Source organism: Streptomyces sp. JLYT201, assembly GCF_059448825.1.
On sequence record NZ_CM182551.1, the window covers coordinates 4,032,042 to 4,046,518 of the forward strand.

At 72.8% G+C, this 14,477-nt stretch carries 15 protein-coding genes; 5 read left to right on the forward strand and 10 right to left on the reverse strand.

All coding sequences use genetic code 11. The features are described from left to right. Positions 1 to 27 precede the first annotated feature (27 nt). Entirely contained in the window at positions 28 to 1,530 is a 1,503-nt protein-coding gene (locus tag AC5WAM_RS16230; RefSeq protein WP_366789225.1) for an aldehyde dehydrogenase family protein, read from the reverse strand. Positions 1,531 to 1,743: 213 nt separating this feature from the next. Here AC5WAM_RS16230 and AC5WAM_RS16235 point away from each other — a divergent pair, with 213 nt between their 5' ends. Further along, positions 1,744 to 2,508, forward strand: coding sequence for a LolA-like protein (locus AC5WAM_RS16235; RefSeq protein WP_366789224.1), 765 nt, complete (start codon positions 1,744 to 1,746; stop codon positions 2,506 to 2,508). Positions 2,509 to 2,560: 52 nt separating this feature from the next. Here the strand turns inward: AC5WAM_RS16235 and AC5WAM_RS16240 are convergent, their stop codons facing one another. Next, complete coding sequence (locus tag AC5WAM_RS16240) at positions 2,561 to 3,100, reverse strand: hypothetical protein (protein ID WP_495522992.1); 540 nt, start codon at positions 3,098 to 3,100, stop codon at positions 2,561 to 2,563. A 3-nt stretch (positions 3,101 to 3,103) separates the two neighbouring features. Then, complete coding sequence (locus tag AC5WAM_RS16245) at positions 3,104 to 3,349, reverse strand: helix-turn-helix transcriptional regulator (RefSeq protein WP_366789222.1); 246 nt, start codon at positions 3,347 to 3,349, stop codon at positions 3,104 to 3,106. A 331-nt stretch (positions 3,350 to 3,680) separates the two neighbouring features. Here AC5WAM_RS16245 and AC5WAM_RS16250 point away from each other — a divergent pair, with 331 nt between their 5' ends. Continuing rightward, complete coding sequence (locus AC5WAM_RS16250; RefSeq protein WP_366789221.1) at positions 3,681 to 4,175, forward strand: hypothetical protein; 495 nt, start codon at positions 3,681 to 3,683, stop codon at positions 4,173 to 4,175. 59 nt (positions 4,176 to 4,234) lie between these two features. Here the strand turns inward: AC5WAM_RS16250 and AC5WAM_RS16255 are convergent, their stop codons facing one another. Together AC5WAM_RS16255 and AC5WAM_RS16260 are read right to left on the reverse strand one after the other, a co-directional pair. Beyond that, entirely contained in the window at positions 4,235 to 4,606 is a 372-nt protein-coding gene (locus AC5WAM_RS16255) for a hypothetical protein (protein ID WP_366789220.1), read from the reverse strand. Positions 4,607 to 4,703: 97 nt separating this feature from the next. Continuing rightward, complete coding sequence (locus AC5WAM_RS16260) at positions 4,704 to 5,660, reverse strand: LysR family transcriptional regulator (RefSeq protein ID WP_495522993.1); 957 nt, start codon at positions 5,658 to 5,660, stop codon at positions 4,704 to 4,706. 92 nt (positions 5,661 to 5,752) lie between these two features. On the opposite strand from AC5WAM_RS16260, the gene AC5WAM_RS16265 reads away from it, so the two are divergent. After that, complete coding sequence (locus tag AC5WAM_RS16265; protein ID WP_495522994.1) at positions 5,753 to 7,156, forward strand: MFS transporter; 1,404 nt, start codon at positions 5,753 to 5,755, stop codon at positions 7,154 to 7,156. Between the two features lie 13 nt (positions 7,157 to 7,169). Here AC5WAM_RS16265 and AC5WAM_RS16270 read toward each other — a convergent pair whose 3' ends face one another. The 5 genes from AC5WAM_RS16270 to AC5WAM_RS16290 all read right to left on the reverse strand — a co-directional run bounded on the left by AC5WAM_RS16270 (position 7,170) and on the right by AC5WAM_RS16290 (position 12,927). Next, positions 7,170 to 7,937 (reverse strand): serine/threonine kinase C-terminal domain-containing protein, encoded by a 768-nt coding sequence (locus tag AC5WAM_RS16270; RefSeq protein ID WP_495522995.1) that lies wholly within the window; start codon positions 7,935 to 7,937, stop codon positions 7,170 to 7,172. 3 nt (positions 7,938 to 7,940) lie between these two features. Further along, entirely contained in the window at positions 7,941 to 8,336 is a 396-nt protein-coding gene (locus AC5WAM_RS16275) for a hypothetical protein (RefSeq protein ID WP_495522996.1), read from the reverse strand. Further along, positions 8,333 to 10,237 (reverse strand): AbeC-like domain-containing protein, encoded by a 1,905-nt coding sequence (locus AC5WAM_RS16280; protein ID WP_495522997.1) that lies wholly within the window; start codon positions 10,235 to 10,237, stop codon positions 8,333 to 8,335. The genes AC5WAM_RS16275 and AC5WAM_RS16280 overlap by 4 nt, the downstream gene beginning before the upstream one ends. A 217-nt stretch (positions 10,238 to 10,454) precedes the next feature. Next, entirely contained in the window at positions 10,455 to 11,444 is a 990-nt protein-coding gene (locus AC5WAM_RS16285; RefSeq protein ID WP_366789215.1) for a malate dehydrogenase, read from the reverse strand. A 385-nt stretch (positions 11,445 to 11,829) separates the two neighbouring features. Then, positions 11,830 to 12,927: a DUF1152 domain-containing protein gene (locus AC5WAM_RS16290; RefSeq protein ID WP_495522998.1), complete on the reverse strand. Its 1,098-nt coding sequence runs from the start codon at positions 12,925 to 12,927 to the stop codon at positions 11,830 to 11,832. A gap of 80 nt (positions 12,928 to 13,007) precedes the next feature. On the opposite strand from AC5WAM_RS16290, the gene AC5WAM_RS16295 reads away from it, so the two are divergent. Beyond that, on the forward strand, positions 13,008 to 13,748 hold the full coding sequence (locus AC5WAM_RS16295; protein ID WP_495522999.1) for a GntR family transcriptional regulator: 741 nt from the start codon (positions 13,008 to 13,010) through the stop codon (positions 13,746 to 13,748). A gap of 98 nt (positions 13,749 to 13,846) precedes the next feature. Then, positions 13,847 to 14,290, forward strand: coding sequence for an ATP-binding protein (locus AC5WAM_RS16300; RefSeq protein WP_495523000.1), 444 nt, complete (start codon positions 13,847 to 13,849; stop codon positions 14,288 to 14,290). Positions 14,291 to 14,477 lie beyond the last annotated feature (187 nt).

The following is a 14,477-nucleotide window of genomic DNA, read 5'->3' on the forward strand; positions in this document are numbered from 1 at the left end:
GGGGTCGCGGGCGCGGGCCCCGGGGCCTCAGCCCTTGAACCAGCGGACCGGCGCGGGCGCCAGGTTCTCGTAGACGTGCTTGGCCTCGCGGTACTCGGCGAGTCCGGCCGGGCCGAGCTCGCGGCCGACGCCGCTCTTGCCGAAGCCGCCCCACTCCGCCTGCGGCAGGTAGGGGTGGAAGTCGTTGATCCAGATGGTGCCGTGGCGCATCCGCCGGGCCATGCGCCGGGCGCGGCCGGAGTCGGTGGTCCACACGGCGCCCGCGAGGCCGTACTCGGTGTCGTTGGCGAGGGCCAGGGCCTCGTCCTCGGTGCGGAAGGTCTCCACGGTCAGGACCGGGCCGAAGACCTCCTCGCGCACGACCTTCATCTCGCGGTGGCACCGGTCGAGCACGGTCGGCTCGTAGAAGTAGCCGGTGGCGGGCCGGGTGTCGCTCGGCTCGGGGCGCTTGCCGCCGCAGCGCAGGGCGGCGCCCTCGGCCAGGGCGGAGGCCACGTACGCCTCGGTCTTCTCGCGCTGTTCCTTGGAGACGAGCGGGCCGACCTCGACGCCGTCCTCGGTGCCGCGGCCCAGCTTGATCTTCTCGGCGCGGCGGGCGAGTTCGGCCACGAAGCGCTCGCGCACGGACTCCTCGACGATGAGCCGGCCGCCCGCCGAGCAGACCTGGCCGCTGTGGATGAACGCGGCGTTGAGCGCCTGGTCGACGGCCGTGTCGAAGCCCTCGTCGGTGGCGCAGGCGTCGGCGAAGACGACGTTGGGGTTCTTGCCGCCGAGTTCGAGGGCGACCTTCTTCACGCCGAGGGCCGCGGCCTGGGCGACCTTGGTGCCGGAGACGAGCCCGCCGGTGAAGGACACCAGGTCCACGTCGGGGTGGTCGGCGAGCCGGGCGCCGACGGTGTGGCCGGGCCCGGTGACGATGTTGGCGACGCCCTCGGGGAGGCCGGCCTCGACGAGCAGCTCGATGAGCGCGACCGTCGTGAGGGGCGTGATCTCGCTGGGCTTGATGACGAAGGTGTTCCCGGCCGCGAGGGCGGGCGCGATCTTCCAACTGGCCTGGAGCAGCGGGTAGTTCCAGGGCGTGATCATCGAGCAGACGCCGATGGGCTCGTGCACGACGACGCTGTGGACGTCGTCGGACCCGGCGTCGACGACGCGGCCCGCGCCCTCGCCGATCACGAGGTCGGCGAAGTACCGGAAGGCGTCGGCCACGCAGTCGACGTCGACGCGGCCCTCCTCCAGGGTCTTGCCCGCGTCCCGGCTCTCCAGGAGCCCGATCTCCTCGCGGTCGCGGACCAGCAGGTCGGCGACGCGGCGCAGGAGCGCGGCGCGCTCGGCGACGGGCGTGCCCGGCCAGGGGCCCTCGTCGAAGGCCCGGCGGGCGGCGGCGATCGCGGCGTCCGCGTCCTCGGCGCCGCCCTCGGCGATGAGGGCGAAGGGCTTGGCGTCCGCCGGGTCGATGATCTCGCGCGTTGCGCCGTTCGCGGCCGCGCGCCATTCGCCGCCGACGTGGATGGTCTGTTGTGCGGACACGTCCCTGTTGCCTTCCGTTCCTGGCACTTTCCTGCCTTGCGCCCCACCTGGTCACTCGTGGTAGCCGGGTGCACCTGCCCTGGCCCCGGGAAAGCATGCGCATTCGATGGCCGAAAGTGCGCTGTGTCACTGCGTATGCGGGTACGCGAGGGGAAACGTACGCTCGAAGCACGTTCTGTCACCGGAGGTGACTCTATGAGGCGAATGTCTCTTATGTCAGCACGGACCGCTACCGGGGTCTGTGCGGCGGCGGCCCTGGCACTGCTCGTCCCGGCATGTTCGTCGGACGACGACAAGAAGGACAAGACCTCGGACCTCAGCGCCCGGGAAATCTCGGACAAGGCGAAGCAGGAGCTGCTGGACGCCAAGTCGGTGCACCTCACGCTGGCGGAGAAGAGCACCGACGCCGAGAAGGACGAACCGGCGGCGATGGACCTGACGCTCGACCGCGACGGCAACTGCACGGGCAAGCTGACCTTCGCCGCGGGCGGCGGCTCCGCCGACCTGGTCAAGCGGGGCGACAAGGTGTGGATGAGGCCCGACAGCGCGTTCTGGCGCCACCAGGTGCCGGGCGGCGACGGCGCGGCCGCCGCCGAGCTGTTCAAGAACCGCTACATCCACGGCAGCACGAGCGACCCGCTGCTCAAGGGCCTGTCCGAGGTCTGCGACCTCAAGAAGCTCCAGAAGACGGTCGACGAGGACTCCGACGACGACACGGACAAGCTGAAGAAGGGCGACGTCACCACGGTCGACGGCACCAAGGTCGTGCCGCTCACGTCCACCGAGGACGGCAAGAAGAAGACGCTGTACGTGGCGTCCGAGGGAAAGCCCTATCTGATCCGCGCCACGGAGAAGGGCGACGGCGAGGACAAGACAACCACGCTGAGTGACTACGGCGAGCCCGTGCCCACGAAGACGCCCTCCGCCGACGAGTCCGTGGACATCGCCAAGCTCCAGGACCAGCTCCGGCGGACGTGAGGCCGAGGCCGACCGGTCCGCCGCCCCCGGGGCGCACCCCGGGGGGGCACGCTCAGGCGGCGGCCGGAGCCGCGAAGTCGTCGGCCTCGTCGGCGGGCTCGTCCCGGGCCGTCAGGCCCGCCACCCACAGCGGCATCAGCCAGTGCGCGACGAAGGCGCAGAGGGTCACCTGGAACACCAGCGCCTTCACGTCCGCCCCGGCGAACCCGGCGACGCCCGTGCCGGCCGCGGCCGCGAGCAGCAGCCAGGTCATGACCTGGTGGGCGCGGGCCCGCACCCGGTCGCGCTCGGCGCGCTGGCGCTCGTCGAGGGCGCGCGGGCGCAGCTCAAGGAGGCCGCGCGTGGCGCCGTTGATGATCCCGGTGGCGACGCACCAGGGCAGCAGCAGGCCGAGCATCACCCACACCGCCCAGGCCGACTCGCCGACGACCGTGCCGAGCCAGGCGGCGACGGCGGCCACGGACAGCGCGATGTGCGCGCCGACGACGGCGCGCCGCCGCCCGGCCGTGCGGTACAGCGGCTCCCCCTCGGTGCGGTTCATCAGGGCCCGCATCCGCCGGTCGTACGAGGTCAACTGCTCCTGCTGTGCCATGACTTACCGGTCCCTCCCGTACAGCTCGTCCGTGAGCGGGCGAAAAGGCTCCAAGGAGAACAGCGCCTCGACCGGCAGCCCGAAGTACCGCGCGATCTTCAGGGCGAGGTCGAGGCTCGGGTTGTACTGCCCGCGCTCGATGTAGCCGATGGTCTGGTAGTGGACGCCCACGGCCTCGGCCAGGCTCTGGCGCGACACCTTCCGCTCGGCGCGCACCACGGCCAACCTGTTGTGGACTTGCTCGCTCATGTATAAGAAGTACTACATCCAGCAGTAGGTGGGCAACAGCGGACGGCCGCTTTCCGGACGGGGGCCCGAAGATCACGCCGTGCTACGAGCCCCCGGCGCGAATCGTCCGGAAGCCGGATTGACGCCCCGCGGCGCACGCCGGAGCCCGCCCTCGACCTCGTACGCGCGCGGGCGTGGGGCGGATGAAACGCGAACCATGTCTTGTATCGCCTCCCTCACCCCCTCTCTCCGGTTTGTCGTGATGTGCGGCTACCCAGAAGGCCCGGCCGGTACGAGGGTGACGACCAGGCACCCAGAGCGAAGCCAAGCCCGAGAGAAAGGTGAGACAGGGATGTCAACGTTCGCGCCCGTCGGTCTCGGCGGCATCGGCACCGCGCCGCAGCAGCACGGGCAGTCGCAGTTCCCGCAGCAGCAGGGCCAGGGGCAGGGCCAGTCCCAACTGCCGCCCCAGCTGCAGCAGCAGCTCCAGCAGTTCGGCCAGCAGCAGCCCTTCCAGGGCCTGCTCCAGCAGATGGGCCAGCAGCCCGGAACGCAGCCGCAGACCCAGTTCCAGGTCGGCTACGCGCAGGCCGTACGCGCCCCCGTCGTCCCGTTCCCTGGCTATGAGAGGGCCCTGGTCCTGCTGGTCGACGGCCGCCCCGTGCAGCTGCTCGACCCGAGCGAGTTCGCGATCCAGTCCATCGTCTTCGCGATCCAGACCGGCCAGGCCGTCCGCGTCGCCTACGACGACCGGATGCTGGTCCGCGGCGTGGAGATCGAGGTGCCCAGGGGCGCCATCCAGCAGCACCCGCAGCAGATCCAGCAGTCACAGCAACCGCAGTTCTAGCAGGCCCCACCCCCTCCGCGTGGAACCCCGACCCGGGCCGCCCCCCAGCGGCCCGGGTCTCAGCCGTCGCCCTGGCGCAGCCACACCAGGACGGAGACGACGAACAGCGCGGCCGTGAACGCCTTCACGGTCAGCCAGGTCAGCACGCAGCCCGCCGCCGCGAGGCCCACGCGCACCCCGCGCGCCTCCCGCGTCCGCGGCGTGAACCAGCTCCCGAAGACCAGCAGGAAGCCCGGCGTGTAGGTCAACGCGAGCCAGAAGAAGGGCAGTTCGGTGCCCCTGAGCCGCAGGAACGCACACAGCAGCGCGAGCGCCGTGGCTGCGGTCGGGCCGAGCCACCACCACTCGTCCCGCTCCGGGGTCCGGACGGCGTACCACGGCCGCTCCGGCGCCCGGACGGCGTACCACCGCGTGTCCTGGGTCTGTCGCATGCGTCGAGTCCACCGCACGCACGGGGGCCGGGACAGAGCACGCGTACTCAGACCACGTACTCAGACCGCCCGCGCGGGCGCGTACGGACGCGGCCGCTCAGTCGCGGCGCACCAGCTCGCGCACGCAGCCGCGCAGCCACGCGTGGGCCGGGTCGGCGTCGTGGCGCGGGTGCCAGGCCATGGCGAGGCGCAGCGGCGGCAGCTCCAGGGGGATCGGAAAGCCGACGAGGCCGAGCTCCTCGGCCAGCGGCCGCATCCAGCCGGTGATGAGCCCCACCAGGTCCGTGCGCAACAGGATGAACAGCGACGCGGTGTACGTGCCCACGTTGCCGACCACCCGGCGCCGCAGGCCCAGTTCGGCGAGGGCCGTGTCCAGCGGGCCCGTCATCCGGCCCTTGCGGGACACCGTGAGGTGGTCCGCCGCGGCGAACCGGCCGGGCGTCAACTCGCCGTCGAGGAGCGGATGCCCGGGCCTGACCAGGCCCTTCATCGTGTCCTCCAGGAAGTGTTCGATCCGCACCTCGGGCGCCACCGTGTCGATCACGCCGACTTCCAGGTCCGCGACGCCCTCGCGCAGCACGGGCGCGTCCAGATGGCTCTCCGGCAGGAAGCGGAGCCGCACCCCGGGCGCCTCGGCGGCGGCGCGGGCGAAGAGCGCCGGGGCGTAGGTCGCGGCCAGCGAGTCCTGGCCCACGATCGTCAGCGTCCGCTCGACCGTGCGCAGGTCCTGGGCGCCGGGCCCGGCGAACACCGCGCGGGCCCGCTCCACCACCGCGCCGACCTCCGCCCGCACCGCGAGCGCGTACGGCGTGGGCACCAGGTGCCGTCCCGCCCGCACCAGGACCGGGTCGCCGAGCGCCTTGCGGACGCGGCCGAGCGTACGGCTCATCGCGGGCTCGGAGAGGTGCAGCCGCCGGGCGGCGCCGCGCACGCTGCCCTCGTCGAGCAGCGCGTCGAGGGCGATCAGCAGATTGAGGTCGACGTCGGGGCGGGACGGCACACCGGCACCGGTCCGGTGCGGCGGCGCGGGCTCACCGGATTGCGTCACACGCAATCACTCCTTGCAGAGATTGCACTGGAAAGCAGATACGGGGCGAGCCTACGGTGACGGTGCATCCCCCACCACACCGCTCCCGAGGAGGAGCCTTGCCTTCCCCTGCCCTCAGCGAAGCGCCGGCCGAGGCCGCGCCGACGCCGCGTCCGGCCGCCCTCAAGGCCACCACCCTCGTCGTCCTGTGCGCCTGCGTCCTCGTGGCCCAGAGCATGGTCGCGGCCATCAACCTGCTGCTCCCCCAGCTCACCTCGTCGTCGCTGCGGCCCGACGCGAGCGAACTGCTCTGGACCGTCGACGCCTACACGATCGTCTTCGCGGGCCTGCTGATCCCGGCGGGCGCGCTCGGCGACCGCTACGGCCGCAAGGGCGCCCTCCTCACCGGGCTCGGTCTGTTCGGCGCGGGCGCCACGGTGAGCGCGCTCGCCACCACGCCCGCCCTCCTCATCGCCGGACGCGGCGTCTCCGGCGCCGGGGCCGCGCTGATCATGCCCGCGACCCTGTCGATCCTGATGCGCGTCGCGACGCCGCGGGAGAAGCCGCGCGTCCTCGCGTCCTGGGCGCTCTCGGCGGGCCTCGGGGGCCTCGCGGGCAACGTCGGCGGCGGCCTCATCGGGGAACACCTCTCGTGGCGCGCCCTGTTCTGGGTCATGCTCCCGCTCGGCGCGCTGCTCGCCCTCGCGGTGGCCCGTACGACACCGCGCACCCCCGTCGCCCAGGAGGCACCGGCCCTCGACCCGCTCGGCACGCTGCTGCTCATCGCCGGTCTGGTCGCGGTCCTCTTCGGCATCATCGAAAGCCCGCTGTACGGCTGGACGTCGGCCCGCATCCTGTCCGCCTTCGCGGTGGGCGCGGCCCTGATCGCCGCCTTCGCCGGGCACGCGCTGCGCTCGCGGGCGCCGCTGTTCGACCCGCGCGTCTTCCGCTCCCCGCGGCTGCGCGCGGCGACCCTCGGCACGGCCGCCGGCTTCTTCGGCCTCTTCTCGCTCTTCTTCGTCAACTCCCAGTACCTGCAGTACGTGAAGGGGTACGGGGCCGCGCGGGCGGGCTTCGCCATCGTGCCACTGACCGTCGGCATGGTGCTCGTCCCCCGGCTCGCGGCGCGCTGGTCCGGCGTGCCGCGCCCCGTCGTCGGCGGGGGCCTGTTCCTCATCGGCGCGGGCCTGCTCGCCACGTCGACGGCCGACGCCTCGACCCCGTACGCCCTGTACGCCTGCTGGCTCCTCGTCATCTCGGCGGGCACCGGCCTGTGCATGCCCGCCCTGACCCTGGGCGTCGTCGCCTCCCTGCCCCCGCACCAGGCGGGCCTCGGCTCCGGCCTCAGCACGTCGTCGCGGGAGATCGGCGCGGCACTCGGCGTGGCCGTCACGGGCACGGTCCTCGCCCACCACGGCGGCGACTTCGCCGGCGGCATGGAGGCCGCGCTGCGGGTGGTGGGCGTGGCCGTGGTCGTCGTCGCCGCGGTGGTCACCCCGGGCATCGGCCGTACGCGCGACTAGGGCCGCGCGGCCGTCAGTCGGGGTCCACGCAGACCGAGCCCGGCGGGCAGAACCAGGCCCGGGCGTTGCTGACGAGCTGCCGCACCTGCGCCCGGTCCGTCGCGGCGGACCCGTACCCCACCAGCGCGTACAGCTTGCCGTCGGCGGCCATGAAGCGGTCGTCCACGACGTACCACGGCTCGACGGCGGGCTCGTCGTCGATGTGGCCCGTGACGTAGGTGAGCCGCTGCCCCTCGGTGATGGGCTCCAGGGACAGCTTCCGGAACGCGGAGGACTTCGGCACCTTGGTGTCGTCCAGGAAGTCCCGGAACGACGCCTCCGGGGTCGGCTCGCTCACCTCGTACACCTGGAGCCGCTGCGTACTGCCGAAGTTGCGGTAGTTGACGACGCCTATGCCGCCCTGCCCGGGCGCCGCGGTGCGGCTCCAGCCGATCAGCACGGCCACCCGGAAGCCCCGGGCGTCGGTCACGGTCTCGTAGCCGCGCGGCAGGGATCCGGCCGCCGTGGACGGGCCGTCCGACGGCGAGGGCTGCGACGGCGTGTCGCCCGTGTCCGCGCTGGTGGCCGAGGACAGCGGCGCGAGCAGGGACGCCGTCGGCTCCGGCTCGTCCTTCCAGCCGAGCGCCCACGTGCCGAAGGCGAGCCCGCACACCGCGAGCACCGTGACGGCCCCGCGCCAGGCGGTCCGCTGGCGCGCAGCGTCCCGGTCGTGGAGCGCCACGGCCTGCCGCTCCTGCTCGTGCCCCACCCACTCCTGGCGGTCCTCGTCGAAGACGCGCACGTCTCAGCCCGGAAGCTGGGGCAGCTGGGCGAGCGCCTGGAGCACCGCCGTCACGGACGCGGCCGTCGTGGCGGCGGGCGCGTACTCCGCCAGGCGGGCGCGCACCCGGGCGAGCGGCCCGGCGCCGGAGCGGCCCGTGCGGGCGATCTCGCCCTCCACATCGGCCAGTTCGGCGTCGAGGACCTCGTCGTCGGCCGCCCGCTCGCTGCGCTCCAGGTCGCGGCGCAGCCGCCGTACGGACGTGAGGAGGTCCGCGTACTGCGGACTCGCCACGACCGTGGTGTAGTTGGTGGACTCGGCGGTGCCGTGGTCGCCGAAGGACTGCGAGCCGCCGCTGATCGTGTTGATGTGGACCGTCGCCCCGCCGCCTGTGCTCGCGGGTTTCGTGTCGTCGCTCATACCGTGGTCTTCTCCGTGTGGGTGGCTTGGCCGTGGGTGCCGGTGGCGAGGGCGCCGCCGGACATCTCGTTGATGTAGACGCCGCTGTTGTTGATCTGCGTGATGTTCTGCTCAAGGCGGTCGGTGCGGTAGCCGCTGGCCTGGAGCGCGTCGCGGACGCCTTCGCCGATGCGGTCCTGGAGGGTCTTCGTGTACCGGGCGACGTCCATCTCCTGGAACAGGGACAGCTCGTCGGTGGCGGCGAGTTCGCGCAGGGAGACCAGCGGGGCGTCCGGGGGCGCGGTGCGCACGGGCAGGAGCCGGGCGCCGACGACGCGCAGGAACCGTACGGCGCGCGCCGCCGCCGTCACCGGGGGCCGCGCCCCGGCGTGCCGCCGCCCGCCCTTGCCCACCGGGGCCGGCGCGTCGGGCCCGGCGCCCGGCCCGGTCCCGGCCGCGCACCAGTGCCGGGCCGCCGCGCCGAGCGACGACAGCGCCCGCAGCGCGCCGATGCCGAGCGCCACGCCGAACGCGGGCCCGTCCACGCAGGCCCGCAGGGCGTCCCGCAGCGGCCCCTCCGGCTCGCCCGCCGCGACCGCGTCGGCCGCGCGGAACTCCGGCAGGACCGGGCCCAGGACGTGCGGCACCACCTCAAGGACGAGCATGCCGCCCTGCGTGTGCACCCGGACCAGGAGCGAGACGACGACCTGCTCGTTCCAGGAGCCGACGCGCAGCCGCAGGAAGTGCCGCCGGGCCTCGCCGCCCTCGCCCACCGACTCGGCGAGGTGCCGCCGCACCGCGTTCGCGTCGTACACCCGCGCGGTCTCGTCGCCGTTGCCCGTGTACAGCTCCTCGTCGCGGCCCGCGCCCGACGGCAGGTACACGAACTCCTTGATCTCCAGGTCCCGCAGCCGGTCCTTGCTCGTCTCGCCCGCGGACCTGCGCAGCCCCTTGAGCCGGGGCTCGATCATGGCGATGACGTCCCGGGCGGTCAGCGGCCCGCGGGGGCGCTGCGACGGTACGCCGCCGTTCGCGCCCGTGCGGTCGTCGGGCTTCAGCTCCAGGACGACCGACCACGGCTTGCGGGGCTTTCCCGCGCCCACGAAGGGGCGGTTGACGTCGTAGAGAGTCAGCGGGGCCGCCTGCTCCCTGAGCACGCACTCGGCGATCCCCGCGTACCGCACGGGGAGTTCGGGCTGGTCGGTCTCGGCGAAGACCTGCCGGGCCAGCTGGGTGCGCAGCACGCGCTTGGCGCGGAACTGATGGCGCCACACCACGACCGTGACGAGCAGCGGGAAGATCACCGGATACGGCGTGTCGGTGATCACGCCGAACGCCGCGATCCAGTACGTGAGGGCGAACACCCAGGCGGCGACGGTCACCAGCCAGCCGAACCGCGACCGCAGCCAGGCGAGCACCGCGGGCAGCCGCACCGGTCGCAGCGGCTGCCCGGCGCCCGTGTCCCGGCCGGAGACGATCCGCCCGCACCACAGCAGGAGCACGACCGCCCCGTACCAGAGGGCCCAGCCGCCGGGCAGCAGGCCCGTGGCCTCGGCCCCGGATCCCGCCGCGCCGTCGCCGTTGAAGGCGAGCAGCAGGGTGTCGCCGAGGGAGAGGCCCGCGTCGCCGCCCACGGCCCGGTCGTTCGCCGCGTCCCAGGCCATCACCGTGTCGGTGGCCAGGAACCCCACCCACACGGCGAACAGCAGGGCCGCGCTGACGACCTCCTCGCGCCGGGCGCGCAGCGCGTGCGCGAGCACCGGGATGACGTCGGTGCCGAGCGGCGGTGCGACCGGGCGCTCGGCGTGCCCGACGAGCTCGCCGATGACGCGCCGTCGGAAGTCCGCGTTCTGGCGCGCTCCGACGCTCAGCAGGCGGGTGGATTCGGTGTACTGGTGCTCGCGTGGCGTGTCCCCTCGCATGGCGCGAAACCGTAGTGGCCGGGCGGCGGGGCTGTCCGGGAAACCGGCGCACGCCCCTCAAAACAGTGAAGGAAGGGACGGTTGCGCTCCGTGGAACGGCGAACGCCCCCGGGGGCCGTGGTGCACGGCCGCCGGGGGCGGGATGTCGCGTCGGTTCCGCCGGGCCTGTGGCTCGGCCGGGACCGCTGAGCCTGACGGCTCGGCTGGGCCCGGTGGCTCAGATCAGGCCGAGGGCGCGGACCGCCTCGCGCTCCTCCGCCAGCTCCTGGACGGAGGCGTCGATGCGGGCGCGGGAGAACTCGTTGATCTCCAGGCCCTGGACGATCTCGTACTTTCCGTCCTTGGTGGTGACGGGGAAGGAGGAGATGATCCCCTCCGGAACGCCGTACGAGCCGTCGGACGGAATGCCCATGGAGGTCCAGTCACCGGCGGCGGTGCCGTTCACCCAGGTGTGGACGTGGTCGATCGCGGCGTTCGCGGCCGAGGCGGCCGAGGACGCGCCGCGGGCCTCGATGATCGCGGCGCCGCGCTTGGCGACGGTCGGGATGAAGGTGTCGGCCAGCCACTGCTCGTCGCCCACGACCTCGGCGGCGTTCTTGCCCGCGATCTCCGCGTGGAAGATGTCCGGGTACTGGGTCGCCGAGTGGTTGCCCCAGATGGTGAGGCGCTTGATGTCGGAGACGGCCGCGCCGGTCTTCTTCGCGAGCTGCGAGATCGCGCGGTTGTGGTCGAGCCGGGTCATCGCGGTGAAGCGCTCCGCCGGGACGTCCGGGGCGGCGGCCTGCGCGATGAGCGCGTTGGTGTTGGCCGGGTTGCCCACGACGAGGACCTTGATGTCGTCCGCGGCGTGGTCGTTGATGGCCTTGCCCTGCGGCTTGAAGATGCCGCCGTTGGCCTCCAGGAGGTCACCGCGCTCCATGCCCTTCGTGCGCGGGCGGGCGCCGACGAGCAGGGCGACGTTGGCACCGTCGAAGGCCACGTTCGGGTCGTCGCTGATCTCGATCGAGTTCAGCAGCGGGAAGGCGCAGTCGTCGAGCTCCATCGCGGTGCCCTCGGCGGCCTTCAGGGCCGGAGTGATCTCCAGCAGGCGCAGGTTGACCGGCACGTCCGCGCCGAGCAGGTGGCCGGACGCGATGCGGAACAGCAGCGCGTAGCCGATCTGGCCGGCCGCGCCGGTGACGGTGACATTCACGGGAGTGCGGGTCATGGCGATCTCCGTAAGACAGCTGGCGGTGGGGGTCCCTGCCCCATGTGCTGGATCCCCACCGACGCCCTCGATGATCGATCTCTTGGCATCAAGAGAGATCCGCGGTCAGGCTATCGCGCCGGTTCTCGCCGGGGGCGCCAGGGCGGTGTGGCTCACCCCACATGGTGGGGTCGGGGCTTTGGCGGGGCTCGACCGGGGCCTTGGCCGGGCTGGGCGGGGCCTCCTGGCCGACCTGGAGGTACTTATCGTCAGCCTGACATGTTGGGCGGGTGTGCGGTGCAGCTTCGGCACAGGCCGGAGTGGCCCTTCCTACGGGAGCGGCGGCCTCGGTAAGGGGCCCTGCACAGGTCGTACGCCCTTCTCCCCCTCCTGTGGGTCCTGCGACTCACCTGCGCTGAAGCTTCCACACAGTTGCAGGGAGGTGGCTGGTGCGCGGGGCGTTGAGTCGGGCGAGGTGCTGGAGTGCTGCACCGGTGAGGCCCAGCGCCTCGGCGAGGCGGCGGACGGTTGTGTGTGTGGCCCCTCGGGTGAGGGCGGCTTGTTCGAAGCCCTTGATCTGAGCCGGAAGATCGTGCGGTGCGGCGGGGGCCTGCATCTGCCGGCTCAGGCGTTGCGCCTTGGTTCGTTCGTAGTCGATCTCGGAGGCGCCGCAGACAGCGCGGCAGCGCTCCTCCACTGCGTCGAGCGTGGTCGTGTCGGCGATGGCCTGGGCGAGGCGGTTGTGGGAGAACGCGGCTGCCAGGTCGACCTGGTGGATGGTGGGGCCTTCGGCGGTGAGGGGGACGGGGAGTCCGGCGTCGCGGACCTCGCAGAGGCCTCGGGCGCCCAGTGCCGTGGCGGCGAGGAGTGCTGTTGCTTCGGAGGGGTGCCAGTTCAGGACTGAGGTGATGGCTTGGGCGTGTTCGGGTGTGAAGGTGGTGAGCAGGGGGCCGAGGCGGGGGCGGAGGGTGTCTGCGGGGAGTTCGCCGTCCAGGCCTGGGCCGGCGACCAGGAGGCGGATGTGGGCGGCCGCCTGGGCGCTGGCGCAGGCGGCGAGGGTGAGGGCGTCGGCCAGGGGGCTGCGCAGGGTGGATTCGTCGCCGTGGGCCAGGATGTCGCCGCCGACGTCCAGGAGGTCGATGGTCTGCGGGGTGAAGTGGGTGGTCAGTTCGTCGAGTTGGCGGGCGATGCCTTCCGCCCCGGCGTAGGGGTCGATGAGGGCGAAGGTGTGCGGGAGTTCGGCGGCCAGGCGCGGAAGGGTGGCCGCGTGCGGCGGCTTCAGGGTCGCGGCGCCGGGGACTGCCCACACGTGTGGGGTGAGTTGGTGCAGGCCGGTGAAGTCGGCCGGGGCACGGGGGCCCGGGACGGGGTCGATGATCAGGCGGTCCCAGGAGTAGGTGAGGATCAAGGCCGGTTCGTCGTCGGCCGCGTACAGGGCGGCGTGGAGCATCGCTGCCGCCACCGCGTCGCCACCGCCTCCGGCCGCCACGATGAGTCGCTTCACGGCAGCAGCGTAGAGGGGCCACTCCCTCCCGCCCACCTATAGTGGCCCGTGGCCTTAGCCAGTTGACGAGGGGATGTCGCGTGCCCGAGATCGCTGAAGCGCTGCCCAAGTACCTGCAGATCGCGCAGTACATCCGCGATCGGATCCTGCGCGGTGATCTGCAGCCCGGTGACGAGGTGCCATCGGAGCGGCAGTTGGCCGCGGACTGGAACGTCTCCCGGCCGACGTCGGCCCGCGCGCTGGAGGCGCTGCGGCATCAAGGGCTGGTCGAGAAGCGGCAGGGTTCGGGGACCTACGTACGTGCTCAGCAGGTGCACCGGCGCGCCCGCGAGCGGTACGGGCGGGCCCGCCAGACCGGGCGGATCTACGGTCCGGGCGAGTACGCGGTCATCGCCTGCGCCGGGTACGCCGACGCGCCGGACCACGTGGCCGAGGCCCTCGAACTGGGCAAGGACCGCCGGGCGATCCAGCGGCGCAGAGTGACCAACTCCGGTGAGCAGCCAGTCGAGGTGTCCACGTCGTGGTTCCCGGCCGAGCTGGGGCGCCGCGCGCCCAAGCTCCTGGAGCCGGAGCGGATCCGCCAGGGCACGGTCCTGTACGTCGAGGAAGCGACCGGCCGCCGTGGCAGCTACGGCGAGGACCGGGTCTGCGCCCGCCTGGCCGACCCGGAGGAGGCAGCCGAGCTGAGGCTCGAACTGCCCGCAGCCGTCCTCGTCGTACATCACGTCGTGTACGACCTCCAGGACCGGCCGCTGGAGTTCGCCGAGGCCGTCTATCCGCCAGGACGCTGGGCGTTCGAGCAGGGTTACCCGTTGGGCTGAGTCGGGGGCGCAGCTTCGGCCGAACCGCTTGCCGTCAGAAGTGGCCAATGCCACTATCCGGTAAGTGGCTAAGTCCACTTACCGGAAGGGGAAGCGCAATGACGCGCACCTACGGCACCTCCCACGACGGCCCCACCCCCGAGCCCCTCGGCGGCATGACCCTCCACCCCGTCCCGGAGTCGGTGGGCCACGCACGCCGCTGGTTCCGCAAGTTCACCGCCCCACACCAGCTCACGTGCTCCGTGGACGACTGCTTACTCATGGTCTCGGAGCTGGTCACCAACGCCATCCTCTACGGGAAGGCCGACGAGCCCTGGCACGTACGCATCCACTGGTACCGCGTGGGCCAAGCCCTGCGCGTCGAGGTCCACAATCCCGGCTGCCCCGCCCACGTCCGCCTGCGCACACCCGAAGCCACCGAAGCCCACGGCCGCGGACTCCTCCTCATCGACGGGCTCGCCGACGAGTGGTGGGCCGGTCCGAGCCGGCACGGCGGGACACTCGTCGCGTTCGTCATGCACCGCGCCTTCAATCCCGGCTAAGGAGCTGCCCCTCGCCGTGCCCCCTGCCGGGTTCGGACTCGCGCCCTTGGCCGGGCGCGGCTGGGGCCCCTGGCCAGGGTCGGCTCGCGCCCCTGGCTGGAGTCGGCCGCCTTGCCGGATCTCCCTGGCCGGGGCCGACTGTCTTGGCCCGGTGGCCGGGTGGGGTCCAGCGGGGATTCCGACCGGC

Bases quoted from the DNA above. Each gene is read 5' to 3' on its own strand.
- AC5WAM_RS16300 (WP_495523000.1), top strand. From the start codon at position 13,847: ATGACGCGCACCTACGGCACCTCCCACGACGGCCCCACCCCCGAGCCC.
- AC5WAM_RS16235 (WP_366789224.1), top strand. From the start codon at position 1,744: ATGTCAGCACGGACCGCTACCGGGGTCTGTGCGGCGGCGGCCCTGGCA.
- AC5WAM_RS16285 (WP_366789215.1), bottom strand. From the start codon at position 11,444: ATGACCCGCACTCCCGTGAATGTCACCGTCACCGGCGCGGCCGGCCAG.
- AC5WAM_RS16255 (WP_366789220.1), bottom strand. From the start codon at position 4,606: ATGCGACAGACCCAGGACACGCGGTGGTACGCCGTCCGGGCGCCGGAG.
- AC5WAM_RS16275 (WP_495522996.1), bottom strand. From the start codon at position 8,336: ATGAGCGACGACACGAAACCCGCGAGCACAGGCGGCGGGGCGACGGTC.
- AC5WAM_RS16240 (WP_495522992.1), bottom strand. From the start codon at position 3,100: ATGGCACAGCAGGAGCAGTTGACCTCGTACGACCGGCGGATGCGGGCC.
- AC5WAM_RS16250 (WP_366789221.1), top strand. From the start codon at position 3,681: ATGTCAACGTTCGCGCCCGTCGGTCTCGGCGGCATCGGCACCGCGCCG.
- AC5WAM_RS16280 (WP_495522997.1), bottom strand. From the start codon at position 10,237: ATGCGAGGGGACACGCCACGCGAGCACCAGTACACCGAATCCACCCGC.
- AC5WAM_RS16245 (WP_366789222.1), bottom strand. From the start codon at position 3,349: ATGAGCGAGCAAGTCCACAACAGGTTGGCCGTGGTGCGCGCCGAGCGG.